Source organism: Croceicoccus bisphenolivorans, from assembly GCF_001634625.1.
Classification (GTDB): domain Bacteria; phylum Pseudomonadota; class Alphaproteobacteria; order Sphingomonadales; family Sphingomonadaceae; genus Croceicoccus; species Croceicoccus bisphenolivorans.
The window spans coordinates 1-25,897 of record NZ_LRSE01000019.1 but is presented as its reverse complement, the minus strand read 5'-3'; the positions used below and the strand labels follow the sequence as shown (position 1 = coordinate 25,897).

19 protein-coding genes and 1 pseudogene are annotated in these 25,897 nt (G+C 58.6%); 8 read left to right on the top strand and 12 right to left on the bottom strand.

What is annotated here, in order from left to right; translation table 11 throughout:
• Positions 1 to 76 precede the first annotated feature (76 nt).
• The 4 genes from A7A77_RS15425 to A7A77_RS15410 are packed head-to-tail and all read right to left on the bottom strand — an operon-like array spanning position 77 to position 5,095.
• Complete coding sequence (locus A7A77_RS15425; protein ID WP_216635601.1) at positions 77 to 2,257, bottom strand: TonB-dependent receptor; 2,181 nt, start codon at positions 2,255 to 2,257, stop codon at positions 77 to 79.
• 40 nt (positions 2,258 to 2,297) lie between these two features.
• Positions 2,298 to 2,675: a hypothetical protein gene (locus A7A77_RS15420; protein WP_156500616.1), complete on the bottom strand. Its 378-nt coding sequence runs from the start codon at positions 2,673 to 2,675 to the stop codon at positions 2,298 to 2,300.
• 29 nt (positions 2,676 to 2,704) lie between these two features.
• Positions 2,705 to 3,316 (bottom strand): alpha/beta hydrolase, encoded by a 612-nt coding sequence (locus tag A7A77_RS15415; protein WP_066560300.1) that lies wholly within the window; start codon positions 3,314 to 3,316, stop codon positions 2,705 to 2,707.
• A 3-nt stretch (positions 3,317 to 3,319) separates the two neighbouring features.
• Positions 3,320 to 5,095: an FAD-dependent oxidoreductase gene (locus A7A77_RS15410; RefSeq protein WP_066560294.1), complete on the bottom strand. Its 1,776-nt coding sequence runs from the start codon at positions 5,093 to 5,095 to the stop codon at positions 3,320 to 3,322.
• 170 nt (positions 5,096 to 5,265) lie between these two features.
• Here A7A77_RS15410 and A7A77_RS18190 point away from each other — a divergent pair, with 170 nt between their 5' ends.
• The 3 genes from A7A77_RS18190 (at position 5,266) to A7A77_RS15395 (ending at position 8,059) form a co-directional block, all read left to right on the top strand.
• A complete protein-coding gene (locus tag A7A77_RS18190) occupies positions 5,266 to 5,772 on the top strand; it encodes a winged helix-turn-helix transcriptional regulator (RefSeq protein WP_066560293.1) in 507 nt (168 codons plus the stop codon).
• Between the two features lie 128 nt (positions 5,773 to 5,900).
• Positions 5,901 to 7,652: an FAD-dependent oxidoreductase gene (locus A7A77_RS15400; protein ID WP_066560292.1), complete on the top strand. Its 1,752-nt coding sequence runs from the start codon at positions 5,901 to 5,903 to the stop codon at positions 7,650 to 7,652.
• A complete protein-coding gene (locus tag A7A77_RS15395) occupies positions 7,652 to 8,059 on the top strand; it encodes a c-type cytochrome (RefSeq protein ID WP_156500615.1) in 408 nt (135 codons plus the stop codon). The genes A7A77_RS15400 and A7A77_RS15395 overlap by 1 nt, the downstream gene beginning before the upstream one ends.
• A gap of 344 nt (positions 8,060 to 8,403) precedes the next feature.
• Here A7A77_RS15395 and A7A77_RS15390 read toward each other — a convergent pair whose 3' ends face one another.
• From A7A77_RS15390 to A7A77_RS15380, 3 genes are all read right to left on the bottom strand, one after another.
• Complete coding sequence (locus tag A7A77_RS15390) at positions 8,404 to 9,135, bottom strand: SDR family NAD(P)-dependent oxidoreductase (RefSeq protein ID WP_066560283.1); 732 nt, start codon at positions 9,133 to 9,135, stop codon at positions 8,404 to 8,406.
• Between the two features lie 39 nt (positions 9,136 to 9,174).
• Positions 9,175 to 11,763, bottom strand: a complete 2,589-nt coding sequence (locus A7A77_RS15385; protein ID WP_066560281.1) for a TonB-dependent receptor — start codon at positions 11,761 to 11,763, stop codon at positions 9,175 to 9,177.
• Between the two features lie 242 nt (positions 11,764 to 12,005).
• On the bottom strand, positions 12,006 to 12,446 hold the full coding sequence (locus tag A7A77_RS15380) for a nuclear transport factor 2 family protein (RefSeq protein ID WP_066560279.1): 441 nt from the start codon (positions 12,444 to 12,446) through the stop codon (positions 12,006 to 12,008).
• A gap of 193 nt (positions 12,447 to 12,639) precedes the next feature.
• Between A7A77_RS15380 and A7A77_RS17615 the strand changes: the two genes are divergently transcribed.
• The 5 genes from A7A77_RS17615 (at position 12,640) to A7A77_RS15350 (ending at position 20,302) form a co-directional block, all read left to right on the top strand.
• Positions 12,640 to 13,365, top strand: coding sequence for a GntR family transcriptional regulator (locus A7A77_RS17615; RefSeq protein WP_082836187.1), 726 nt, complete (start codon positions 12,640 to 12,642; stop codon positions 13,363 to 13,365).
• A gap of 369 nt (positions 13,366 to 13,734) precedes the next feature.
• A complete protein-coding gene (locus A7A77_RS15365) occupies positions 13,735 to 16,176 on the top strand; it encodes a membrane-bound PQQ-dependent dehydrogenase, glucose/quinate/shikimate family (RefSeq protein ID WP_082836186.1) in 2,442 nt (813 codons plus the stop codon).
• A 456-nt stretch (positions 16,177 to 16,632) separates the two neighbouring features.
• Positions 16,633 to 17,061 carry a hypothetical protein gene (locus A7A77_RS15360; protein WP_066560272.1) on the top strand — a complete coding sequence of 143 codons (429 nt, stop codon included), beginning with the start codon at positions 16,633 to 16,635 and terminating at the stop codon, positions 17,059 to 17,061.
• Between the two features lie 99 nt (positions 17,062 to 17,160).
• Positions 17,161 to 19,356 (top strand): TonB-dependent receptor, encoded by a 2,196-nt coding sequence (locus A7A77_RS15355; RefSeq protein WP_156500613.1) that lies wholly within the window; start codon positions 17,161 to 17,163, stop codon positions 19,354 to 19,356.
• Between the two features lie 19 nt (positions 19,357 to 19,375).
• The gene (locus A7A77_RS15350) at positions 19,376 to 20,302 is read left to right on the top strand and encodes an alpha/beta hydrolase (RefSeq protein WP_066560263.1); all 927 of its coding nucleotides are present in this window, start codon (positions 19,376 to 19,378) and stop codon (positions 20,300 to 20,302) included.
• Between the two features lie 142 nt (positions 20,303 to 20,444).
• Here the strand turns inward: A7A77_RS15350 and A7A77_RS18500 are convergent, their stop codons facing one another.
• The 5 genes and pseudogenes from A7A77_RS18500 to A7A77_RS15335 form a co-directional block, all read right to left on the bottom strand.
• Positions 20,445 to 20,570 carry a hypothetical protein gene (locus A7A77_RS18500; RefSeq protein ID WP_281180042.1) on the bottom strand — a complete coding sequence of 42 codons (126 nt, stop codon included), beginning with the start codon at positions 20,568 to 20,570 and terminating at the stop codon, positions 20,445 to 20,447.
• Positions 20,571 to 20,572: 2 nt separating this feature from the next.
• Entirely contained in the window at positions 20,573 to 22,309 is a 1,737-nt protein-coding gene (locus tag A7A77_RS15345) for an arylsulfatase (RefSeq protein ID WP_245638509.1), read from the bottom strand.
• 94 nt (positions 22,310 to 22,403) lie between these two features.
• Positions 22,404 to 24,788: a TonB-dependent receptor gene (locus tag A7A77_RS15340; protein WP_066560262.1), complete on the bottom strand. Its 2,385-nt coding sequence runs from the start codon at positions 24,786 to 24,788 to the stop codon at positions 22,404 to 22,406.
• Between the two features lie 607 nt (positions 24,789 to 25,395).
• Positions 25,396 to 25,575 (bottom strand): hypothetical protein, encoded by a 180-nt coding sequence (locus A7A77_RS17995; RefSeq protein ID WP_156500612.1) that lies wholly within the window; start codon positions 25,573 to 25,575, stop codon positions 25,396 to 25,398.
• Positions 25,576 to 25,608: 33 nt separating this feature from the next.
• A pseudogene (locus tag A7A77_RS15335) lies at positions 25,609 to 25,875 on the bottom strand (acyl-CoA dehydrogenase family protein); the annotation flags it as partial.
• Positions 25,876 to 25,897: the final 22 nt, after the last annotated feature.

Genomic DNA, 25,897 nt, shown 5'->3' with positions numbered 1-25,897 from the left:
CGGATACTGTATCAGTCATGTCATCCTCGCTTGAATAGGCGGCGAAGTCGCAATCAGCCGCTCCCATTGGCAACCATCAGAAGCTGGTTCCCACTGTGATCCCGTAAGTACGAGCCGCCTGAAACTGTGCGGAACCGCCAAATCTGGAGGCCTGAACCTGCAGCAGCACGGACTCGTTCAGCAGGTTGCGGGCCCACACGCTGGCATAGGGCCCCTTGTCGCTCTCGATCCGGACCGAACCATTGACGATATCGTAGGCACTTTGTCGGCGAAGGTTGTCCACTTCGGCGTAATAACCATCGCTGTGATTGTAGGTTGCCGAAAACATTACTTTCCCGAAACTGGTCGGAATTTGGTAATCGGCAGCGATAGTGGTTGCCCAATCCGCGGTATAGGGAATGCGGTTGCCACGGGCGTTGTCAAACACCAGCGTATTTCCCGGTGCAGGCGAATTGGAAATATGGAACGGCGCGTCGGGGAAGTCGCCAAACCGGTCATGAAGCACGGTAAGCCCGCCGCGAACCGTAAATGCACTCGAAGGCTGCACCGTGAAATCAAGGTCGAGACCGTAGATCTTTGCCGATGGCCCATTGATGAAAATCGGCAGCCCCAACGGCGTAAAAGTCGTTATCTGGAGATCCTGATAATCATAATAGAACAAGGACGGATTGAATCGCACCTTGCGATCGAACAAGTCTGCCTTCAGCCCGATTTCATAGGCGTCGAGCTGCTCCGGATCGAATGGTGCATCGGCAATGCCGCCCCCCGGATTGAAACCGCCGCTCTTGAAGCCGCGATTGATCGATGCATAGGCCATCACATCCGGCGTGAAGCGATGGTCCAGCGAAAGACGCCAGGTCAGCTTTTTGTATTTGACGTGGTCGTCCCTTGTTCCGAACGGCACTTCGGTGTCGTCTGCCAGTATGCCGACTTGCGTCGCATCGAAGCTTTTCCGCTCGCTCGTATAACGCAGGCCGGCCGTCAGCCGCGTAAGCTCGCCCAGCGGCATAGTGGCCTGCCCGAAAACCGCATACGAACGCGTGCCTTGCATTGAAAATGTGCGCTGCAGGGCAAGTGGGAATTCGGGGTCCTGCAAGGCGGGACCGAACTTTACGATGGAAGGTTCGTAACGCGATTTGCCGTCAAAAAAGTAACCTCCCAGCAGCCACGAAACCGGCGATTCCGGCCGGGAAACGAGCTGAAGTTCCTGCGTGAACTGTCGCTCGTTCTGGGTGTTGAAAACGCTCAGGTTCTCATTCGGCGTCGTGTCGCCATCGACCTGCACATAGAGGTCCGATTTGCGCCATGCGGTGATGCTGACCAGATCCGCGAACGAAAGCTCGTGATTGACTGTAAGGCTCGTGCCGTAGCTCTTCGTGTTGCTAATGAAGGGCACATTGCCGTTGCTGTCCCAGGTTCCCTGGTTCGGCAATGCCGGCCCGAGAGCAGGCATATCGAACGGCGATACGCGGAACTCATATTGCGAGCCCTTGATCTGCGAAAAGTCGCCGGCCAGCCGGACGTCGGTCGCGTTCCCTCTGAACATCAGCTGCGAGCGGACCGAGATGTCCTTGTCAGTCCGGTTGGCGTCGATGTTGAGGAAGCGGTTCCGGCCGAAACCATCGCCCTGAAAGCTGCCGTGCGCGGCCACATCCATCGACAGGCCCGACGCGAGCGGGCCGGTCATGTACATGTCGCCACCGAAAGTATCGTAGTTCCCGTAATTGATGCTGGCCGTTCCGCCGAAGGTTTCGCTGGGCTTCTTGGTGACGACCTGAATCAGACCGCCGGTCGCATTACGTCCGAACAGCGTGCCCTGCGGCCCCTTGAGCACCTCCACGCGCTCAACTCCGGCCAGCGAGAAGAGACCGGCTGGTGCCGCCGCGATATAGACGCCGTCGACATAGGTCGCGATCGAGTTTTCCAGGCCGGGGCCGCCGAACGAAGCACCGACGCCGCGAAGGCGGGGCCGGACGTTGCCGCCATTCTGGCCAATCGTCAGTGATGGCGTAACCGTCGTCAGGTCCTGCGTCGTGGCGATGCCGGAATTGGAAAGCTGCGCCGAATTGAGCGCGGTAACCGCGATCGGCACATTCTGCAGCCGCTCTTCGCGTCGTTGCGCAGTTACGACGATATCGGCAATCCCCTGATCGCCATCCGTGGCCGTTTCCGCCGCGGACTGCTGAGCAAAAGCCACCGTCGGGATCGCAACCACTCCTGTTACGCCGGCAGCCAGTAGCATCTTCACCTTGTTCATCTGCATTAGTCTTTCCCTCACCCATTATTGTGGTTGTGTATCAATTGTTCTTCGCGCCTTCGGAGACCCAGCGACGCAGCGTTTGCACGTCGGCTGGTGCAAGCACGCCGCCGATCGGCATCGTCAGCCCCTTGCCGCCGACACCCGCGTGCGTCCCCTCAACCTTGCGAATGAGATAGCTGCGTTCGGGATCTCCCGGCTCGACACGCTGCATTTCGATCTCCATCGAAGGCATATCGACCAGGTTTTCGTAAGCCTCGTCGGGTTCCAGGGTCAGGCCGCCCATCGGCCCCAGGTTCTGGTGACACACCGCGCAATTGGTTTGCAGGATCGGAAGCACGTCGCGTTGAAAACTCAACGGCCTTGACGCTGGCGGGTTTGCCGCCATCAGCATGGTCGAGGTCAGGCCGATGCCCAACACAGCACCGAGAAGTGGAGCGCGCGCCCTCATACACGCGCTCCCGCCTGCCTGTCGGCAAGGACAATCCCGGCGACACCGTGCTTCCGAAAGTCGGTGATCGCAGTTCCGGGCGAAGCGACAAGCGCGCCTCGCGCCGCAAACGGAGTGGGGTCGACAAAGCTGTCTCCGCCACCGTGATGGATCAGCACCTGCAGCCCGTCCATCGAACGGTGCGGCAACAGGTCCGGCCCGAGCTCCGGCCAATGACCGCCCCTGAGCTCAATCCAGTCAAATCGCTCTGGCCAGAGTGCGCAGAGCGCGCAGAGAATGGTGGCCCCCTGCCCTATCCCCACTGCGCCAATCTTGGGCTGCCCGGTCGACAGCAGGAGCAATTCAAGCTGTGTAAGGGAATCTCCAAACGTCACGGGGTCAAAACGGCTGTCGCCAATGGCCGTAAACCAACTGAACAACCCCGGCCCACGCATGCTCGCCCATCGCGGGGCTCGCGGGATAATCAGCCGCAAACCGGCGAAGTCGGCGGCGAGGTCGGCAAGCTGGTCGGGGTGCCCTTCGGCATCGTGCAGAACCATCACGACAGGACCGGTGTGAGGCCCGTACTCGACCAGTTCGAGCATCATGCGCGGCTTCACTTTCAGCATCGGTCAGCCCCTGCCCATCGCGTGACGCGCGGCAATAAAGCCGAAGGTAAGCCCGAGGCCCAGGGTTACCCCTGCGGCATAGTAAGCATCATGCGACGGGGACGCGATGCAATTGCCGGCCCCGTAAAGGCCATCGATCGGCGTACCATCATGGCGCAATACACGCGCATGCTTGTCGATCACCGGGCCACCGTTGGTGTCGAGGGTGCCCGGCCCCACGATGATCGCGTAATAGGGACCTTCGCCTGCGATCGGATATAGCGCCGGATTGGGCCCCACCGTATCTTTCCAGCGAGCAACCGGTTGGCGCGCCGCGTAGGAACCTGCCGTCTCGATGTCGTAGGGAAAACTGCCGCGCCCGAAATCGCTGTCCAGCCCGGTTTGGGCAAAGCCGTTGAACCGCGAGACGGTGGTCTCCAGCACCTGTCCGAAATCGGGTGCCAGCGAGATGCCTCCGGTCGCGGATCCCAGTTCTTTCAACCTGGCCGCGATCGCGGCAACCAGGGAGGGCCAGTCCTCCGCCTTGATTACATAATCGCTGCCGGTGGGATCGTTCGGAAATGGATGGCTGCCCGCATAAAGCTCTGCGTTACGCTGATCGTATATGACGAAGGCGATCTGGTTGGGGAATTCCGGCACATTTGCGTCGTATGCAAGCTGCGCGCGGGATCGATCGTGGTAGTTGCGCTTCTCGTTCACGAAGCGATGGCCGTGCCGGTTGACCATGATCATGCTGTCGCCGGGCGGTATCCACATGGGAGACGGCACTGTCACATATTGCAGCGCTTCTTCGAGAACGATCTGGGATCGCCATGCGCTGGCCATGTTCCCGAACTTCGCGCCTACGGCCCCGGCCATCCCGACGAAATCGCCAGTATTCGTGGGCACCCCGCAACCACCGAAAACCGGCTCCTTCATGTGCAGGTTCAGCAATGCGCGATTGTAGGTGAAGCCGCCCGTGCCAAAGATCACGCCGCGCCGCGCCCCGAACCGCATCGTGCCGCCCGGACTGCGCACATCGACGCCACGCACAGCACCGCTTGCATCCGCCTGCAGGCCCAAGACTTCGTGTTCGGTCAGCGTTTCAACGCCGAGAGCGGCCGCCCTTTCCGTCATCCGCCGCATCAGTTCGGCGCCGAACCCGGTTTGGCCGTCATCGCGACGCGGAAAGAGACCGCGTCCGCGCGGCACCCGGTTCCAGCCATCGAGTACGCCGTAATCGTAGAAATCGGGGAGACCGATCCCCTTTCCCATCTTCAACGCGCCGTTCTTCGTCAGCCAGTCCAACATGGGGCTCGCATTGTCGTAAAACGCCGCGATTAATTCGAAGCTGTTCCGGTCAAGGCCGAAGGTTGGCGATGCAGCATCAAACAAGTGCGGAAACGAATACTGCGCGCAATAGGCAAGAAACGGCGTTCGCGGGTCATCAATGCCGTTCTCCTTCAGCCAGAAATTGTTGGGTATCCAAATACCGCCACCCGACTTTGCGGACGTACCGCCCGTGATCGGAGCCTTTTCAAGCTGGATCACATGCGCGCCTTCGATGGCCGCAGTAATCGCCGCAGAGGTAGCGGCGGCGCCACTGCCGACCACGACGATGTCAGCTACGCGCATCTCGCCATTGAGCGGATCGGCATGCGATGCCTGTGTCGATGCTTCTGCAGCCGAAGCCCATGTCGATGCACCAGCGACAGCAACACCGCCCGCGGCAAGAAAGCCACGGCGCGAAACGCGAGATGCAACCGGCAATTCCGCGGGCTGCTGCTGCCTGTCGGTCATTTTATGCCCTCTCCAACTCCCGCACTCCTAATCCGAAACTGATATTATCACAAGCTATTTTCATCAGTCGATTTCATCATTATACATTACAAGATAATACGTGCGAGTGCCGCCCAAGCGGGATACGCACTCGCACCCAAGAGGTGCTGGAACTCAACGGAGGCGAGAGGATGCCCGGCAGGATAAGCAAAGAAGATCGCGCAACGGGCGACCTCACCGATGCGATCGCCAACGTGCTCGGTTTAGACGAACCGACGGGAATGACGGCCAAGCAGCGCGAAATCTTCGGGCTGATGGCGGAGTGGGTCAGCGGCCCCGGCATCGATCCGGATGGGGCGATGATGAGCCTCCAGCGGCACATCGGTAATTATTGGCGAAGCGGCATGCTGATTATGCTGCAGTCGGGGAGCTATCGGCCGTCGGCAATCCGCAAGATTTTCGGAGCGCTCAACCCGGACCGCCCACTATCTATGCGCATCCTGAGTTTGAACCTCAAGATGCTTGAATATGACGGACTGATCGAGCGCATTGCCATCCCCGGCGTCAATCATGTCGAATATCAACTTTCGCCGTTCGGGCATGAAGTAGCAAAACAAGTCATTTCACTCGGAAAATGGATTGGCTCAAGAGTTGAATTAGTGAATTCTGCACGTGCACTCTATGAATTAGATAATTAATTATATTTATTTTTTATAATCAATACATCGCATAGTGAACAAAAATGTAACTTATTGATAACTTCACCCACTTCAAATAGATTTTCCGGGATGAAGTTGAAAATCATGACCGGGACAGGAGAAATCAAATGACCGATCGCAAAAGCGAGGGTGGCAGCAACAGGCGCGGGTTCCTGAAGGCATCTACCACCGTGGTCGGCGCAAGCATGATCGGTGTCGGAACCCAGGCCGCTGCGTCTGAAGCGACCAGGCCGACGATCGTGAGCGACGTGATCGTTGTCGGCACTGGCGCCGCGGGGCTGAGCGCTGCGATTGCGGCACGGCGCGCCGGTGCATCGGTCGTCGTTCTCGAAAAGGGCGCTGCCACCGGCGGCACGACCGCAAAGTCCGGAGGCGGCTGCTGGGTGCCCAACAATCACCATCTGCGCGCCGCGGGCGAAAGCGACCCCAAACAGCAGGCGATCGCCTATATGCTGAGCAACGGCTGGCCGATCCGGTTCCGCAAGAACCAGCCGAAGTTCGGCCTCGACCGCGAATATGACATGGTTGAGACCTACTACGACACTGCCGCCGCAGTGTTCGAGGATTATGAACGCAATGGCATCGTCGAATGGCAGGTGTCCGAATTCCCCAACTACAACGATCGCTCACCTTATCTGCAGGATCCTGAGAGGGCGCTGCGGAGCTTGTTTCCAGCCACGGCAAAAAGCGGAAGTGGCGGCGGTGCGGGACTCGTCAAGTCGATGCGCGACTGGTGCACCAAAAATGGTGTTCAAATCCTGACCCGCCATGCCGTCGAACGGCTGACAATCGGTGCCGACGGCGGTGTCGACGGTGTCGAGGGCATGGCTGGTGATGCACCGTTCGCGGCGGCCGCACGGCGCGGCGTCGTGTTCGGATCGGGTGGCTTCTCACACAATCGCGAACTGATGGCACAGTACATCTCTCCGGCGATCCTGCCCGGGTGCGGCAGTCCCAATTCGCAGGGTGATTTCGTTCGTATTGCATCGCGCGTCGGCGCACGCTTCGGTAATATGATCAATGCCTGGAAAGCCGAGATCGTGATCGAAGAAGCCGTGCACAACGGAAGCGTGACCGAAGGCATATGGGTCGTGCCGGGCGACAGCGCCATCGCGGTCAACAAGTATGGCCGCCGTGTCGTGGACGAAAAACGCGCCTATCACAACCGCACCCAGGCCCACATGGTCTTCGATCCGCTTGCGGAAGAGTACCCCAACTTCCTGCTTTTCATGATCTACGATCAAAGAACCGCGGAACTGTTTGGCGGCACCTATCCCATGCCCTCCACCCCTACGGGGGCGCAATACATCATTTCCGCACCAACGCTGGATCAGCTTGCCGGAGAGATCCAGAAGCGGCTCGACGGGATCGCCGATGCGGTTGGCGAGGTGAAGCTAAGCCCCGACTTTTCAACCCAGACTCGCGCGCAGATCGAACGTTTCAACGCCGACACCCGGAATGGGGCAGACGACGAATTCGGGCGCGACAAATACGGCTTCGACATCGGCGCGACCAAGGCCGCGATCGAAATGATCGAACGCAATGTGGGGCCGATCCCGCCCAACGAGAAATGGAGCATGGACGGCGTTGTGGGATCGCGCCATCCAATCGATCTGGATGGCCCCTTCTACTGCATGATTCTGGGCGGCGGCGCTCTCGATACCAATGGTGGCCCCATGACCGACACCAAGGCGCGGATACTACATGTGGATGGCCAGCCGATCCCCCGGCTTTATGGCGCGGGCAACTGCGTTGCGGCCCCGGCCGGCGGCACTTACTGGGGGGCGGGAAGTACGATCGGCCCGGCAATAGCGTTCGGTACTATCGCAGGACGCAACGCAGCGGGAGGGCACGCGTGATGGCAAACTGGACCGTACCCGTCGCCGCTTTGGTTGTATTCGGATCTACCCTCGGCTGCACAACTGTCGGCGGAGCGCAGCCTTCGGTACCGTCAAGCTTCGCGACGAACGTGGAGCCGATCCTGTCCGACAACTGCACCGCTTGTCATCAAAGCGGTGCCGCATCGGACGATCTCAATCTCGAACCGGGTGAAGCCTTTGCCCAGCTCATCGACAAGCGGAGTGGCCATGCTCCGCTACAACTGGTCGTGCCGGGCTCACCCGATGAGAGCTACCTTATGGCGAAATTGGAAGGGACGCATATCGAGGCCGGCGGTACCGGCGCGCGCATGCCGTTCGGCGGAGAACTCACGCCCGATGAGATCGCGCAAATTCGGCAATGGATTCTGGATGGCGCAAAGCCCTAGCGGCGATAACTTCTGCAGATCGCCGCTACACTGTCCAGGGAAAATGGATCTGACAGGGTGATCAGTCAGAGTATCGCCATTGGTCCGGCCTGTTTGCGTGGCATCGATGATCGATGGCCCTGCCGGTGCCCGCACGCCGGACCTCCCCCGACCGAATGATCAGCCAGGTCTGAGCGGACCTTGCCGCGACGCGTGCCCCGGTGAAGGCGCAGGCTTCTGATCCTTGACGGAACCCATGCAGGATAAATCACCGATTGCTGTCAGTGCCGCAGCGCGGGGCTACCAGTTCGCCATCAAACAGCAACACGGCTGGAATTGCCGATCCGCACTCTGGCGCGGCTAATTCACGCAAAGATACCACCGTCGATCGTCAGTTCGGATCCAGTGATATACGACGCGCCGTCGGATAGAAGAAACGCAACCAACTGCGCGACCTCCATCGGCGAGCCCGGTCTGCCCAGCGGAATGGCAGACTCCATCGCCGCCCTCTGCTCCGGGCTGTTGAGCTGATGCATGGCGGTATCCACGATGCCCGGAATGACGGTGTTCACGCGAATTCCGTGTTTCCCCAGCTCCAGCGCAGCGCATTTGGACATACCGCGCATCGCCCATTTCGTCCCCGCATAGGCAAATGCGCCAGGCACGCCGCGTAGGGACGATATGGAGGAGATGTTGACAATCGAGCCGCCATGCCCGCCGTCGACCATAGCCTGCGCCACCGACCGCATACCCAAGTAGCAACCCAGCATATTCACCGAGTAGTGCTTCTCCCACAGCGCTTGATCCGTTTCGAGCAACGTTCCCGGTGCGTATATTCCGGCATTGTTGACCAGCGCATCGATCCGCCCGAAACGCTCCAACACTTCGGAGACGAGAGCAGTCCAGCCCGATGCGTCGGAGACGTCCTGCCGACGAAACAGGGCATTCTTTCCCAATCTCGCCGCGACTTTAGCGCCCTCTTCCGAAATGTCGGTCAAAACCACTGTGTTGCCGGCAGCCGCAAGCACCTCTGCCTCCGCTTCGCCTTGACCAGCGGCTGCCCCGGTGACGATCACCACCTTTCCTTCAGTGCCCATCCCGTCCCGTTTCCCTTTCCCAGCGGAGTTCGAATGCGTTCAATCAATCTTCCAGTTTAACTTCACGCCAACAGTCGCAGGCCTTCCGGCAAAGCGGAATGCAGTGTCGTTCGTCAGGAAACGGGATTGCACGTAGTAGGTATTCGTGCAGTTGTTGCAGTACAGCGTTGCAGTCCACCGCCCGTCCGCAGACGCCAAGCCAAGATGTGAATCGAGCAGGACGTAATCGGGAAGACGGAATTCGTCCGCTCTCAGGATCTCGTTCTCAAAGGTCGCGTTGGTTTCACCGCGATACGTGATCCCGCCCCCGATGAAGCCATTCAGCGTGTCAGATAAGCCGAATTGGTAGTCAATGCTGGCGGCAGCAGAATAGCGCGGGGTATAAGGCAATCGCGCTCCATCGAAGTCGCCGGTATAGCCCGTCTGGTTGTAGACCGCCTGACCGTCGAATGACGAAAAACTCTCCGTGATCTTCGCCTTCAGATATGTCCCGCTGAGCGAGAGCGTAAGTCCCCGCACCGGGTTTGCGGCAAGTTCACCCTCGATACCAAATACGGACGATTTCGGTATGTTGGTGGTGGTTTCAACCAATCCGAAAATCGGATCCTGGACGCGGCCCCGAACTTGCTTGTCGGTGTAGTCGTAATAAAAGGTCGCACCGTTCAGTTGAACGCGCCTACCCAGCAAAGGCGCCTTGAAACCGGCCTCGTACGCCAGCAACTTTTCCTGAGGCGCAGCGCGATACTGGCTGGTGATCGCCGCGGCGAAGTTACCGATAATGCCCGATTTATAGCCTTTGCTTATCGTTGCGTAGAGCAACGTTCCCTGCTGCAACTGATAGCTCAGACCGGCCCGCCACGGGACATTCGTTTCGCGAAGCTTGACTTCAAACGGCTCAATGATCGGACGCAGATAGGCAGGGTCGCTCGTCGGAACGCTGGTATTGAAAGTACCGCACTCACCGGGGCCGACGACAACATGACCCGCCGGATCAAGTCCGAAGGCCGTCTGCAAATCGTAAAATCCGAAGTCGGGCACGATATCGGCATTGCCGAATGTCTTCGCGTAGTTCTGCCCCTCATCAGACGGCGGATCGAACGTACACAGATCCGCACTCCGGTTCGACCAGTTGTAACGAATTCCCCCCTGTACTTTCAGTCCATCAGCGATTTCCAGCTCGGCGTTTGCAAACAGGCTGTAATTATCGATTTTCTGCCGCATATTTTGTACAGCGGTCGAAAATTCCTGACCCGGCAGCGGTGAATTAAATCCGGATTCGGTCAGATCAAACAGAAGATTGTCTTCAACGTTCGAATGATCATAACTGGCACCCACCAGACCGTGGAACCTGTCGGTATCCAGGGCAACGCGCAATTCCTGGCTGATAAATTCCTGATGCCCGAACAGAAGGGTATCCAACTGGGGAGCCGCCGTCGCGTCATTGTCAAATGACTGGTCGATGTTCTTTCGGCTGTATGAAGACAAGGACGTAACGGTGACGTCATCGGCTACATTATAGTCCGCCCTAAGGGAGGCGATGTAGAGCTTATCGTTCTTGCGCTGCGGGAAGCCGGGAGTCCATGTCGCATCGCGCGCGTCACTCCCCGGGTTCTCGGTTCCCAGATAAGTCAACGTTCCTTCGCGCCCAGACGCCGCACGGTCGAAAACCACCGTCTGCCGGGTAATGAAGGTCGGATCGAAGCGCGCGCTTTCCGGGTTGGTGTAGGAATCGAACAGCGCCGGATCGACAACCGCAAAAGGGTTCTGCGAAATGGGTGGAGCCTCCACTGCGGCGGCCTGTTCCGGAGTGCCGTAAGTGTTCAACGACGCATAGGTAAATTGGGGTGCCTGCACGTCGGACCGATCGCTGCTGAATGTGCCGGTCGCGACGAAGCGCAGACGATCGTTCGCCTCCCAATCCAGCGTCCCTCGTACAGCGAACTTGCGATCATCCCCCAATTTTTGCGTTCGGTCGGCTGTATTCCTTTGCCAATCACCTCCGTGCGCTCCGGAAAGTGCGAGCCGTCCGTTCAATCCTTCGGTCAGAGGCCCGCTCAGAAAACCGTTAGCCTCCAGCTTGCCGAAATTGTCGACACCGGCCTCAACACCGGCCTCGAAATGGCTCGTCGGCATGTTCGCGATATAGTTGATAGCGCCGCCGGTCGAACTTTGCCCGAACAGGGTACCCTGCGGCCCCTTCAGCACTTCCACGCGCTGAATATCAAGCGCGACGGTATCGGTCATCGTGGGATAAGGCAGCGGGACCTGATCCATATAAACAGCGACAGATGGCGATGATGCAAGGCTATAGTCGTAGAGGCCAATACCGCGAAGCGTAAATACAGGCGTCGCATACGGGGATCGCGTATAAGTGAAGCCGGGAACTATTTTTTCCAGGCCCGATGTATCCGTTATCCCGCGAAGTGCCAGCTGTTCCCCAGTAGCCGCGGAAACCGTCAATCCTACTTTATTTATGGATTCACTGCGTTTCTGCGCAGTTACTATGATTTCTCCTGGCGCAGTGGACCCAGTTCCCACATCTGCCTCGGGGTCCTGCTGAGCAATAGCCGTGCCGCTCTGCGCCACAAATGCGATCACGCTGGCGTTAACCAACACCCAATGCCTCATCTACGCCTCCTCCGAGCGGATTAACCGCCTCTAAAACCCATCCCATGACTTATCGCATGGTGTTTTCACCCTATGATATCATCCTTTCATATGCAAGCCCCGCTCTGAACCGCCCTGAAATAGAGGGGACGCAGAGCCAAAAAAATCGGTGCCCGCGAATGCAGGTCACCGAATAATTTGAAGTCAATAAATTGTATTATAACGATATTATCAGAATGGCATGAGAACCGATCCGAAAGCGCTCAAGCAGATCCAGGGAAATCGTCCATGAAGATCGTCTTGATCCGCCAACAGCCGTCCAGGCGGACAAACTCGACTCGGTAGTCGCTGAGTCTGGCGACCACCGGCGTCCGATCCGCCCCTTCGAACTTGTAAGCGGTCAGATAGAATTTCCCAACCGCCGCGTTGCCGTCGACTGCCACCGACGGGTTTGCCATGACATGCGCCCAGACAGGCCGACCTCCTTCGCCGCCCTCTCTCGCAACACTCTCATGATGCTTGAAAAATTCGCGAACCTCAGCCGCACCTTGCGCACCGCCGAAGCCGATCGACGACCACGAAACGTCCGGCGTACATAGCTCTAGAAGAGCATCATAATCGAGGCGATCCAGGCACCGCGCATATTCGTTCCAAACACCAACTACGGCCAATGCATCAGCACTGGCCAAACCGAATTCATACATGTCATTTCCTCTCGAAACCGTCGCGCCAGACCGCAAACACCACTATTTTATCACAGGATGATATCATAGGATAATTTTACGCGAGCCTTGCGATTGCCACATCTCTGGCGATATGCTGAGAGCACAGCAGCGCGGACCGGAATTCACCTGGCCAACCCCAAACCACGGTGCGCAGCTGGCATGAAGGACGGAAATGGGAAACGATAACAAGGAAGATTCGCTTAGTGCGGTCGATGTTTCAGTACAGACAATCCTGACTCGCATCGCATCGGGGCGCTTTGTCGCTGGCCAGCGACTTCAGGAAAGCGATCTCGCCGAACAACTCGGCGTCAGCAAGAACGTTCTTCGCGAAGCTTTCGCGCGGCTGAAGCAAGACGGCGTCCTTGACGTTCAACGTTTCAAAGGAGCGATGGTTCGGCGACTGTCTTTCGAAGATGTTTTGAAAATTCTTTCGGTAAACACTCTGCTTTTTGCGGGAGCGATGAAAGAAGCCGCGATATCTGTAAATAAAAATAAAAATAATATGAAAATATTGAAAGATATTCGCCAAGATCTTATCGATTTAAATCCAAGGGATCAAAGAGACCATCTTGAAGGATTTTATAATATTCATGATAGAATATTATTGCTTACTGAAAATCAATACCTTTCAAGCTTGCTTAATCGTGGAGTAAGTTCTCTATTAAAAGAATTTATAATCGACTCTATTCCCTTCGTGGATGAAGTAGTCGAACATACCCGGCGCCTCGACGACGTGTTGGAGTTTGTCGAGCGGGGTGATGGCGAAGCTGCATTCGAAGCCTTGCGAGTATGGGCAAAGATTGAGCGCGCATGGGTCAATCCAATTGCCCTGAATGTTGCGGTCGGCCCGGATCACGCAGCGGCAAACCGTGGGAAGAAGCGTTCAATCAGGCACTAGACCACCAACACCGCCGGCGCAGGTGCTGTCAGTCTGATGCTGATCTCACGCCATATGCAGCGCATCGCCACTTAGCGGAATCGGCGCGAAAGCCGCTCGTTCGATCGACGCCGCTTCCCGCCGGACGTCATCCGGTTCGGGGTTTGGCTTTATGGTCGTTTCACTTTGAGCATGCAGGAATTTGAGGATCTGGTGACCGCTCGCTGAGAGATGACGGTCCACCGCAGGGCGAACAAGTTCGATCCCGCGATCGCCGCAAACATCCGCAGTGAACGGGAAGGAGCAAATTTCGGACGTTCTCTCAACGAGATAGCCGTCCGGATAAGTATTATGCGACCGGTCTGGAAATAATGGGCGCAAGGAGAGGTTATGGTGGACAATCGCACTTCAGCGCGAATGTGGTTTGAGCGGGCAACGTCCGCGCTGTTCATAGTGGTGGGCCTTGTTCTCGCCGTTCCCGGAGCCTGGCTGACATTCCTTGGCGGAAGCGCCTATTACCTTCTTGCCGGTGCAGGGCTGCTGATGTCCGGCCTGTTTCTCTGGCGACGCTGCAGGCGCGGCGTGATCTGGTTTTTGATCCTGTTTGCCGCGACATTGGCGTGGTCGCTATGGGAAGCGCGACTGGACGGGTGGGCCCTGTTGCCGCGCCTCGATCTCTTCTTCGCGCTCGGCGGGCTGCTTTTCGCCGGTTGGCTTTGGGACGGATTAGGCGCGCGTCCCGTCCGCATGGCGCCCGTGTATTTCGGGGCAGGCACAGGTTTGCTGGCATGCGTCGGCCTCTTGATGGCGCTCGACATCCCACAGGCGCCAGGTTCGTCGGCGATCATCAACGTGGACGCCCCTGCGATAGAAGGCGATTGGCCATATGTTGGGGGAAGTGGCCGTTCAGACCGTTTCTCTGGCCTGCAACAGCTCACACCGGCCAATGTTTCGCAACTCAAGCCTGCCTGGACCGCGCATCTGGGCATGCCTGACGGCCCGCTCGGCGTGCTCGAAGCCACACCATTGATGGTGGGGAACCTGCTTTACATGTGCAATACGCATAGCGAAGTGCTGGCACTCGATCCAGAGACGGGCCGAACCGTGTGGCGCTTCGATCCGAAGTTCGACAAGTCGGCGTCCGCCATTCGGGTGTGCCGGGGCGTAGCCTATTATCGCCAACCCGGTGCCACGGGACTTTGCAGCGAGCGGATCATCTCCTTCACGCTCGACGCCCGCATGTTTGCGCATGATGCGAAGACAGGCCGGCGGTGCCCTGAATTTGGGGCCAACGGTGAAGTGAGCCTGCTACAGGGGATGGGTACCGTCGAGAAGGAATACTATACGGTCACGTCGGCTCCGACAGTTGTTCGGGGCAAAGTTATCGTTGGCGGGTTCGTGATGGACGGGCAACACGTTCAGGAACCGTCGGGCGCCATCCGGGCCTTCGATGTGATATCCGGCAAGTTTGCCTGGGCCTGGGATGCTGGAAGGCCGGGACGCCGCGGGTTACCGCCTGCCGGATTGACCTTTACCCGTGGTACACCCAACGCATGGGCACCCATCACCGGCGACGATGCGCTTGGGCTTGCCTATGTACCGACGGGTGCGCCGACACCGGACTATGTCACCCGTCATCGCACCCCTGCAATGAACAAATATTCGAATTCGGTAGTCGCACTTGATGTCGAGACCGGCGAAGTACGGTGGTCGTTCCAGACCAGCCATCTCGATTCCTGGGACTATGACGTCGCCTCGCCGGCAACGCTGATAGAGTTCAAGACGCCGCAGGGTATGCGTCCAGCTCTGATCCAGCCAACAAAGCGCGGTCAGTTCTTTGTTCTCGACCGGCGTACCGGCAAGCCTCTGGTGAAAACAGTCGAGCGTCCAGTACCGCAAGATCCTGTACCGGGCGAGAAGTTGTCTCCAACGCAGCCCTACCCTGTTGGCATGCCATCTTTCGGCGGTGAACGATTGACCGAAGCGAGCATGTGGGGAATGACCCCCTTCGACCAGCTGTGGTGCCGCATAAAGTTCCGTCAGGCGCGTTACGATGGAGATTATACGCCGGTCGGCCTTGAACCCAGCATTGTTTACCCCGGTTATCTGGGCGGGTCCGGATGGGCAGGAGTGTCCGTCGATCCTGACCGTCGGGTGATGGTCCTCAACGTCAATCACTTCGCCATGTACAACAAAATGCTCACCCGGGCCGAAGCCGACCGAAAAGGCATAAGGCCGTATGCCGCCCCCCCTTCGGGCGGGGGTAAGTTGTCAGTCAACAACGAAGCTCTGACAATCGCTCCTCAGGCGGGCACGCCATATGCCGTGCAAGTGAATGGTTTTGTCTCGCCGTTCGACGTTCCGTGCATCAAGCCGCCCTATAGCGAGATTGCCGCAGTTGATCTGGACAGTCGCAAGACGATCTGGCGCCAGCCGCTCGGCACTGCACGTGACAGTGGCCCTGCGAATTTCCGTTTCACTCTTCCCATTCGCATGGGTGTTCCCGCCGTGGGGGGACCGCTTGTAACGCGATCGGGTCTGATCTTCATCGCCGCTACGCAGGAACGAACCCTGCGCGCGATCGAGCTTGAGACAGGACGTCTTCTGTGGGAAGCGCGCCTGCCCGCGGGCGGTCATGCGGCCCCGATGACTTACTATTCCAGGAAAAGTGGACGCCAATTCATAGTGATCCCGGCAAGCGGCCATTTCTCGATGAAGAGCGGGCGATCGGACCAGTTGCTGGCTTTTGCGCTTCCAGCCGACGGGAACACAAATTACCGGCCAGACATCAACACGACAAACCGGATGATCTCTGACAACGAGCGGAAATAGCGGACTGTGCTGGCGGGTTTGCGAGGTCGGGGCATGGCGCTCGAGCTACCCCAACCCGCTTACTGTCCCATCAGGCGCATTGCCTTTGACGATGCCCCAAAAGGTATCTGGCCGCTTTCACGCCCCGGGACCGGTGTCATCTCCCTCGCCTCGCATGGTTTTTGCGCTGGATTCACATCCAACCGATTGCGCTATTTCCACGTCCGTCTTGAACATGCGAAGCACCGCCGGAAAGTGGGCGACACCCGGAACGCTATCGGACTGAGCGCCACCGGTGCCAATCGAAGGCCGTGTGCTGCATCGGACCGACGGCCCGCCGCACAAGCGCGTTGCAGCCGATCCTCCGATCGACCGTTCCTTTGACAGCACCTTGCGATCCGTTGACATCCCGCCTTGCTGCTTTGAACTGGCGCAGAAAGTTGATAGTGCCGACAACAGGCGGAGAGGACAGAGCAGTTGGACGGTGATGGGTCTCGGACAAATAAGGTTAGAGGGCATGGCGTCGATGAACGGCTGAACGACGATGGCCTGATCAGGTGGGCAACCGCGCTGGAACTTTATGCGCGGGACTGGGACGAGACTTTCGAAGGCAGGCCGGACTATTTCACGCAGGAGTTCTGGTACCTGCTGGTCGGATGCCTGGTGGCACATATGAAGGACCGCCCGATGACGGTCAGCGCCGCGTGCCAGAGCATGAAATCCGGTTCCAACCGCACGCGCGAAGAACGGCTCAAGCGGGCCGTCGATGATGGCTACCTGATAAAGGAACGCGCGTCCGTCGACCGTCGCGAGGCGATCGTTCGTCCCACACCCAAGCTGGAGGAAGCAATGCGCGCTCACCTGATCCGGACCCACCGGATGATGCTCGACGCGCTGTCGGAATAGGCGCATTTTTTGCGGCTATTTCTGCAACAATCTTTGCGATGGAATTGAAGGCACTATCGTGGCCCTAATTCATCCCGACAATATGGGAGGATGAAGGCAATGGTGCAATCTGCTACGGAATGGCTTCGGTCGGCGTCACTGGCCGTCCTGGCGCTGACTGCGCCCGGTATCGCGTCTGCCCAGAGCGCGGACGGCGGCAAGACGGTTGCGAAAGCGGACAACGACGACAACGGCGAAATCGTCGTTACCGCCCGCCGCCGCGAAGAAAGCCTGCAGGACGTGCCGGTCGCCGTGACAGCGCTTGGCGAAACGGCGCTTCGCAACATTCAGGCGGCCAACCTGGGCGACCTGCAAAGCTCCGTCCCCAACCTGTCGCTGCATGTCGGCGATGCGCAGAACGCCGTCGTCTATATTCGCGGCGTCGGCCAGGTGGATTCACTGGCGTTCGCCGATCCGGGCGTGGGCATCTATATCGACGATGTCTATCTGGGGCGTGCGCAGGGTGCGTTTCTGGATGTCTACGATGTGGCCCGTATCGAAGTGCTGCGCGGACCGCAGGGCACGCTCTATGGCCGCAACACGATCGGCGGCGCGGTCAAGTTCGTCTCGGCCCCGCTTAGGAACGAAACCGAAGGATCGGTCGAGTTCAACGTCGGCAATTACAACCTGATTTCGGCCAAGGGCTCGCTCAACGTTCCGCTTATCGATGACAAGCTGATCGTCAAGGCAGCCTTTGCTAGGACCACCCGGGATGGGTTTTCCACCAACCAGGTCGACGGGAGCGACGATGGCGACAAGGACCTTTGGGCCGGTCGCGTGGCGCTTGAATATCGGCCCAGCGACACCGTCACGTGGCGGGTGAATGGCGACATTTCACGCGACAATCCCGATACATCGCGCACTCCCGCGCGGGCCACCTCAGTCTTCGATCTGGTGCCGCCCAACACCGATCCGTTCAAGATCGACGCCGACTTCAATGACAAGAACTTCCTGAAAACGAAGGGGATCTCCTCAACCCTTTCCATCCGGCCATCGGATACCGTCGAAATCAAGTCGATCACCGCCTATCGCACGATGGACTATTCGACGAAGCTCGACCTTGACGGGACGGAATACGCCTTCTTCGGCGTCTACGTGACCGAGCACCAGAAGCAGTTCAGCCAGGAATTGCAGTTCAACTATACCGGCGACCGCCTGACGGCGACCGGCGGGTTGTTCTACTTCCGCGAGCATGACGGTACGCTGAGCGGGCTCTATGGACCGGACATCGAGCTCGTGAGCGGGTCGTTCAACGACCAGATCAACAAGAGCTATGCCGTATACGGCCAGATGAGCTATCGCCTGACCGAGATGCTGTCGCTGACGGCCGGCCTGCGCTACACCAAGGAAGACAAGGATTTCCGCCGCACGCAGAGTTTCTTCGATGCGTCGACGCCCTTCCCGTTCGACTATGACCCGACGCCGGAGCAGCTTGTCACCGATATCGACACCGGCAAGGGCTTCAGCTCGGTCTCTCCGAAATTCGGGCTGGACTTCAAGCCGAGCGATAATCTCCTGCTCTACGCAAGCGCCAGCCGCGGGTTCAAGAGCGGTGGCTTCGACGGCCGCTCCAACACTGCGGCGGACGCGGCGCCCTACCTGCCGGAAACGATGTGGTCCTACGAAGTCGGCGCCAAGGCATCGACCCCGGATCACAAGGTGACGGCGAACCTCGCCGTGTTCCAGAACGACTACAAAAACCTGCAGCTTTCCAGCTTCGTCGCGGACGAGAACAACGACTTCGCGGCGCTGTTCACGAACGCGGGCCGCGCTACGATGCGCGGTGCCGAACTGGAACTGGCCGCACGTCCGGTTGCGGGCCTCTCGCTCAACGCCAACCTTGCCTATCTCGACAGCAAGTACGACCGCTTCATTGGTCCGGGCGGGGTCGACATCAGCAATGAGCGCCACCTGGTCAATGCCCCGAAATGGACGTGGATGCTGGCCGGCAACTACAAGTTCGATCTTGTCTCGTTCGCGACGATGACACTGGGCGGCAGTGTTTCCCATCGCTCGAAAAGCTATACCGTCGTCAGCAGCAGCGAGATCCTGGCGCAGCAGCCCCACACCCTTGTCGATGCCTTCGTCCGGTTCGAGGAACCGACCGGCGCCTGGTGGCTATCGTTCGGCGGCAAGAACCTGACGAACAAACATGTCATCACCCACGGCTTCGACCTCAGTGACTCGCTGGGATACCAGCTCGCCTACTACAACGATCCAAGGACCTATAACGCCACTCTGGGCTTCCGGTTCTGACGCGATGCAAAATCGTGGCATGGCGTCCGAAAGCGCGGACGTCGTCGAGGACATGGCGATTATCGCCGGGGTCATTCCGGTCGACCTCACGATCGAGGAGAGACGCGCATCGCTCAGCGATATGGCGAAGCGTTACGGCCCCGCTGCGGCGCCGGTCGCACGGGTGGATGAACGATTGATCGCCGGACCGGGTGGCCCGCTGAGCTTGCGCATATACCATCCGGTCAGCCAGCGCCCCGGCGCGCGCATCATGGTGCAGTTCCATGGCGGCGGCTGGGCGCTGGGCGGGCCGTCGACCTACGAACTGCAGAGCCGGGCGATCTGCGCCGCTTCGGAAACGGTGCTCGTCGACTTGGACTATCGCCTTGCGCCCGAACACAAGTTTCCGGCTGCGATCGATGATTGCATGGCGGCGCTTCGCTGGAGCCTGGAATTTGCCGGTGATCTTGGCCTTCCCGACGATCGGGCGATCGTCGTCGGCGATAGCGCAGGTGGCTACCTTGCCGCGCTGGTTTGCCAGATGGCTCCTGCCCTCGTCGCGGGACAGGTCCTGATCTACCCTGTTCTGACCGTTGGTCGCGGCAACGACCGTTCCTCGCGGCGGAGTTTGGGGTCGGGCGAATATTTCCTGACGTTCGATGCCATCACGAACGCGGAATACGAATTCTTCGAAGGCGTGGGCGTCAAAGGTGCTGATGGTCCTTCGCCCCTGCTGGCGGACGCACACGTTCTGGCGACGCTGCCGCCCACGCTGATCATCCTGGCGGGCATGGACCCGCTTGTCGACGAAGGGCTGGAATATGCCGAACGGTTGAGACTGGCCGGGGCACCCGTTCGCCAGTTGGTCGAGGAAGGAGCGATACACGGCTTCGTTCTTTTTTCCGGAGCGATAACGGCCGGTATGAAATGTTTTGCAGAGATCGGGGCGTTCGTGCGGAATTGCTGAACGGACAAGCTGCGAACCCCGGACGCTTGCGGGGCGTTGTCAGTCGTCGAACGGGTGACTCGGCCTTGATACCGTCATATCCAGCGCCCCTAGCCTCCCGGAGCAGAACGCGACTTTTGAGATAGCGCACATGTGCCAAGTGTCATGCCGCCCGCGCTGCTGCATGACTTTTCAGGTTCAGGGGTTCACTCACGACGATCATCCAGCCTGATGATACGTTTCGACGCTGGTTTGGCAAATTGACGATGTCACCGATCGTCATTTCCATGACTATTTTCCGTCGCCGTAAAACGACATGTTGTTATTTTCGGAATACCTTTGCCAAATATCCATGAATTCCTTCATGATTTCTGGCTCGTCCTTGCTCCTGTCCAGCATTTCCGCGGGATCGGTATTGATGTCGTACAACTGCCAAACCGGATGGCTTCCGACAAAACCGTGCGAGGCAGGATCGGAATAGACGGCTTTCCAGCCATCGGCACGCAATACCATGCGGCGATTGGCAAACCCCGTAACCAGAACATCGTCCGGTTTCCTCACCTGTTCAGTCGCTCCTTCCAGCAGGGGGAGCAACGTACGCCCCCCACCCTCGGCCGGCGCCGACGGCTCCTTGCTTCCCGCCAATTCCATAAAGGTCGGCATGATATCCCGGACAGAAGTCAGGGCATTGCTGACTTGCCCCTGCCCGACCCCCGGACCGGTGATAAAGGCCGGTGCCCGAATTCCGCCCTCGTTGGTGAAACCCTTGTACAACCGGAATGGCGCCATCGCGGCGATGGCCCACTGCGTATCGTATGTCAGGAAACTTGCCGATGTTCCGGCCAGTTCGGGGATTTCATTCAGCCTCTCCTGCTCTGACAGAAGCGCGGCGGATTCCGGGTTATCTCCACCCAGAAACGGCACGATTTCGTCCCATTGCGATCCACTGGCGCCGTTGTCGGACAGGAACACGACGATGGTGCTGTCCAGCCGCCCGTCCTGGCGCAATTGATCCAGTATCCGCCCGACGTTGTAGTCTAGCCGATCGACCATCGCGGCGTAGATTTCCATCATGTGAGCGGTGTGCCGTCTGTCCGCTTCGGACCGGGAAGCCCAATCCGGACCGCTGAGAGGCGGGGCAATCGCATCTTTCGGCACAAGGCCGCGATCCTTCAACCTGGCGAGCCGCCGGTCGCGGATTACGGCCGGCCCTTCATCGTAGAAACCGCGATACTTGGCGATTACCGAAGCAGGGGCCTGCAACGGCCAATGGGGCTGCGTGAACGTCAGATAGGCGAAGAACGGCTTTCCATCCGTTTGCGTCGACTGCAGGAACGCAAGCATGTTATTCGTGAACACATCGGCGGAATAGGAGCCGATGGGAAATTGCACGGGCTTTCCGTCGAAATTGTAGGTCGGATGGAACTTGCTTTTGGTCCACGCGCCGATCTGATCGGTTCCGAAGTGGTTCGCACCCCCGTCGAGAAGGGCATACGAGCGATCGAAGCCCATACTGCCGGGCCACTGATCCTTTGCCATGCCAAGGTGCCACTTGCCGGCCATGAGGGTGGTATACCCGAGTTGGCGCAAGCGGGCCGGCAGGGTTTCCCGTTCGGTCAGAAAGCCTTCATAGCCGGCTGGCCTCGGTTCCGGCAGCGGCATTTCGGCCATCGCGCCAAGGCCCACCGTATGTGGATCCTTCCCGGTCAGGAGCATGGCCCGCGTTGGCGAACAGGTTGGTGCGACATGCATGTTGGTCAGGGTAACGCCCTGCCGGGCGAGATGATCGAGATTGGGTGTCGGGATTTCTCCGCCAAAGGCGCCAATATCCGAAAAGCCGAGATCGTCGGCAACGATGATCAGGAAATTGGGTTGCTGAACTGCCTCTGTCGCCGCGCCCGTATCGGCGCTGGCCGATTGCGGCACCGCAAGTGCCACGCCGATTGCCACGAGAGCCTGGACCGTCCGCGACGCGCCGCCGCGCAACGCTGGCATCCGCCGCTTGATGCTGGCCTTGCGCTTTATCATGAAGCTCCTCTCCAAGGATCCTGAAACACGCCCCGGATTCATCCGGTAACGTTATTGGGGGGAAGGCCGGTACACAGCCTTCCCCACTCGTGGATCAGAACTCGACGCCGACCCGAACGCCGTAAGTTCTCGGCGGCGACAGCACCTGCGCGAAGAGCGTGCCCGAATACGGGTGCTTCTGCGTATTGCTGGCCACGACCTTGTCGGTCACGTTCCGCACGAAGGCCGCGATGTAGAAGCCTTCGTTGGACTCGTAGTTCAGGCCAAGGTCACCGACGAAATATCCGTCGACCTCTTGCTGCGGCAGAAAGTCGAAGCCGTTTATCGAACTGCTCTGGTAACGGCCCTGTGCCGAGAAAACGAGGTCAGCCCCGTTCTGCAGCGGCACCGTTTGTTCGACATTGCCCGAGAGTGTCCATTTCGGCGAATATGCGGCGGCCTTGCCGTTGCAGTTGACCGTATAGTTGCTGAATGGCGACCCGGGAACCGGTCCGTTGTTGGTTACCGCACATCCGGTATTGGGTCCGGCCCCGCCCGCGAGTTGCTCGTAGACGAAATCCTTCAATTCCGTATCGAGATACTGCACGTTGGCGCCGATCATCGTGTTTCGCGTGACCCGTGCCAGCAGATCCAGTTCCGCCCCCTGGATCACCACTTTACCGACGTTGCGGGTGACGAAAGTCGTCACGCCTTCGGAATCGTTGGTGAGGAACGAAAGCTGCCGGTCCTTGTAGGTCCAGTGGAACGCTTCAACGTTGACCTGCAGGCGATCGTTCATGAAGCGGTTCTTGGAACCGAGTGTGAATGCACCGACGGTTTCGGGATCGAAGCTGCGTTCCGGCGCGGTGGTATTGTAAAAGCCGCCTGCCTTGAAACCTGTTTCATAAGAAACGTAAAGCAGGGAATCCGGCGTAACGTCGTATTCGGCAGCAGCCCGCCACGTGAACTTCGTGAATTTCTTGTCGGCTTCGAAAATACCACCATTGATGGACGTTGCCGGAGCACCGGCCAGCGGGCCGAACATCGGATCGTCCGGAAAGAAATTGCCCTCCGGGAATTCGACCTGCCCGTTGATGAGATTGCCATCTTCATCGAAAGGCACGAAATCGGGCGGGCTGGTATCCAGCGAAACGGGGTTGACGCAAGGCGTGGGCAAGAAACAGCCCAGGATATTGACGTTGATGTTATCCTGATACGTGCTGCGCTTGTCGTCGGTATAACGAATACCGCCGATCAGCCGCATGTCGTCTGTCACATGATACGTCAGTCGCGCATAGCCGGCCCAGGCTTTGGACGAGGGCTGCAGCGAAGTGTAGTTCGCAAACGTCTGCTGGTTGAAGTTGACCTGGGAAACGTTATCCTCGTCCATATAGAAAGCGCCGAAGATATACTCGAACGCGCTGTCGTTGTCGGAAACGAGGCGAAGTTCCGCCGTGGTCTGCTCACTATCCTCTATCACCCGTGCGTGGAAGTTGGACACGCCGAGAAAGTCCAGCTCACTCTTCCGATATGACGGCTGGAACGTCACCACGCCCAGCGGAGTATCGATTTCCAGCTTTGCGTAAAAACCCCAGAAGTCATTGTCCTGGAATGCCGGAACGGCTCCGGGCACATCGGAAATCGGAACGATGGTCTGCCCGACGAACAGGCTGTCACCGCGCGAGTCCTCCATGCCGATGAACTTGTCGAGGCCCTTCCACGTCGACCCGGTGCCCTTCCCTCCCGAATGGGTGAAATTGCCGCTCAATGTCAGTGAAACGCCATCGGACACCCGTGCGAGCATCGTGGCGCGAATGCCTTTGATGTCTTCGTCGCCAGTTCCGTCGCTGTAAAAACCGTCGCGGGTCGACGACATGCCGGCGACCCTGATCGCGACATCCTGCGCGACCGGAAGATTTACCGCCGCGTCAAACTTGATCGCGTCATAGTTGCCATAGGAAAAATTGGCATAGCCGGAAACGCTGCCGCTAAGGTCCGGCTGCCTGGAAATGAAATTGATGGCGCCACCGGTTGCGTTGCGTCCGTAAAGCGTGCCCTGGGGGCCCTTCAGCACCTCGACCCGTTCGAGATCGAAGAACTGTCCGGCAACGCCAGTCGGGCGCGCCACTGGCACGCCGTCCAGATTCACGATCACGGCGGTCTCGCTGTTCACGTTGGCAACGAAATTGCCCACCCCGCGCAACGAGAAGGACGGGGTCGCGCCATAGAGGGTGTTGATCTGGATCGCCGGAACAAGGTTGGTCAAATTCGTAACGTCCGTGACACCCTGCTCGACCAGCTGGTTCCCACTGACGGCGGCGACCGGAAGGCCAGCATCCTGAAGCGTTTCGGCCCGCCTTTGCGCAGTCACGATAATAGCGCCAAGCCCTTCGGAAGCGCTGTCCGCTTCGTCCTGCGCAAGCGCCGGTTGCGACACCGTCAAGCCCGCCAGAACAGCGATCAAGCTCACCGATCCGAGTTTGAGATTTGCCTTATGCATCACGTCACTCTCCCCATTATTCTTTACATGATTAGTAATCCTTGCCTTTCCGGGCTGTCAACAAATTTCAGAACTCAACGTTCATTATCTATATCTGATAGGTTCGGAGTTAGGACAGATACAGCGAGCTAACCGGCACTTTCTGCGCATGGCCAGCGTATCGAAACTACGCCGCGAAGATGTATCGCTCCAAGCGCCGCCAGACAAAACCGCAGTGCCAATCCCTGCATTTTACAGCACCAACAAGCTGTAAATATTGATAATTTTCTCATTTTTTCGAGAAAAGCAGCCCACTCGGGTTTCGACTTCCCCCGAACGATGAGCGGTTGCGTTTGCGGCATCAGCGCCAAGCCTCCCACAACAGGAGCATGTCTTTTTCATCAAAACTTTGAAAACGTTATGTTCAATAATTGAAACCTCGATCGAAGCCAGGGATGCTTGTCAGTCGATCATGTGAGGAGTTTCATATGTATGTCGGTCGACGAGGTGCGTTCCGAATTGAGGCGCATGCGAAAAGTGGCGCCTGAAGCTGCGCGCTGGAGATATGCGCGACCGGCACGTCCGTGCCTGCTGCACTCGCGCCTCGCGCAGTACGTCGTGTGCGCCTTTAATCAACACGCCCGGCGGCTTGCGCCGTAGTACATATCGCGCCGTTGATGCAGTCGAGCGATAGGTCAGGTTGGACTGCCCGCCGTTGCACTGGTCCAACGATCAGCAGCCCGGCAAAGTTATCGACGTTCGCCACCATCCACGCCGCGAACGCCGCTTTGCCGAGCGTGACGGGCACTTTTTGCAACCTTGCCGGCTTCGGCGATGCAGCTCATTGCTTCGCCCTCCAGTCCCGCTTGATCTTCTTGGCGAGGCTCCATTTGTGAACCTCGGTCGGACCATCATAGATGCGGAACGCCCGCACTTCCCGAAATACCTGTTCGACAACGGTCTTGTCGGTCACGCCGGTGCCGCCCATCACCTGCACGCAGCGGTCAGCCACGCGCATCAATGCTTCCGATACGGCGACCTTGGCCATGCTGCTTTCCGACACGCCCAAACTGCCCGTATCAAGCACATCGGCACACCAGTTGAGAACGGCGGTGCAAAATTAGACCACG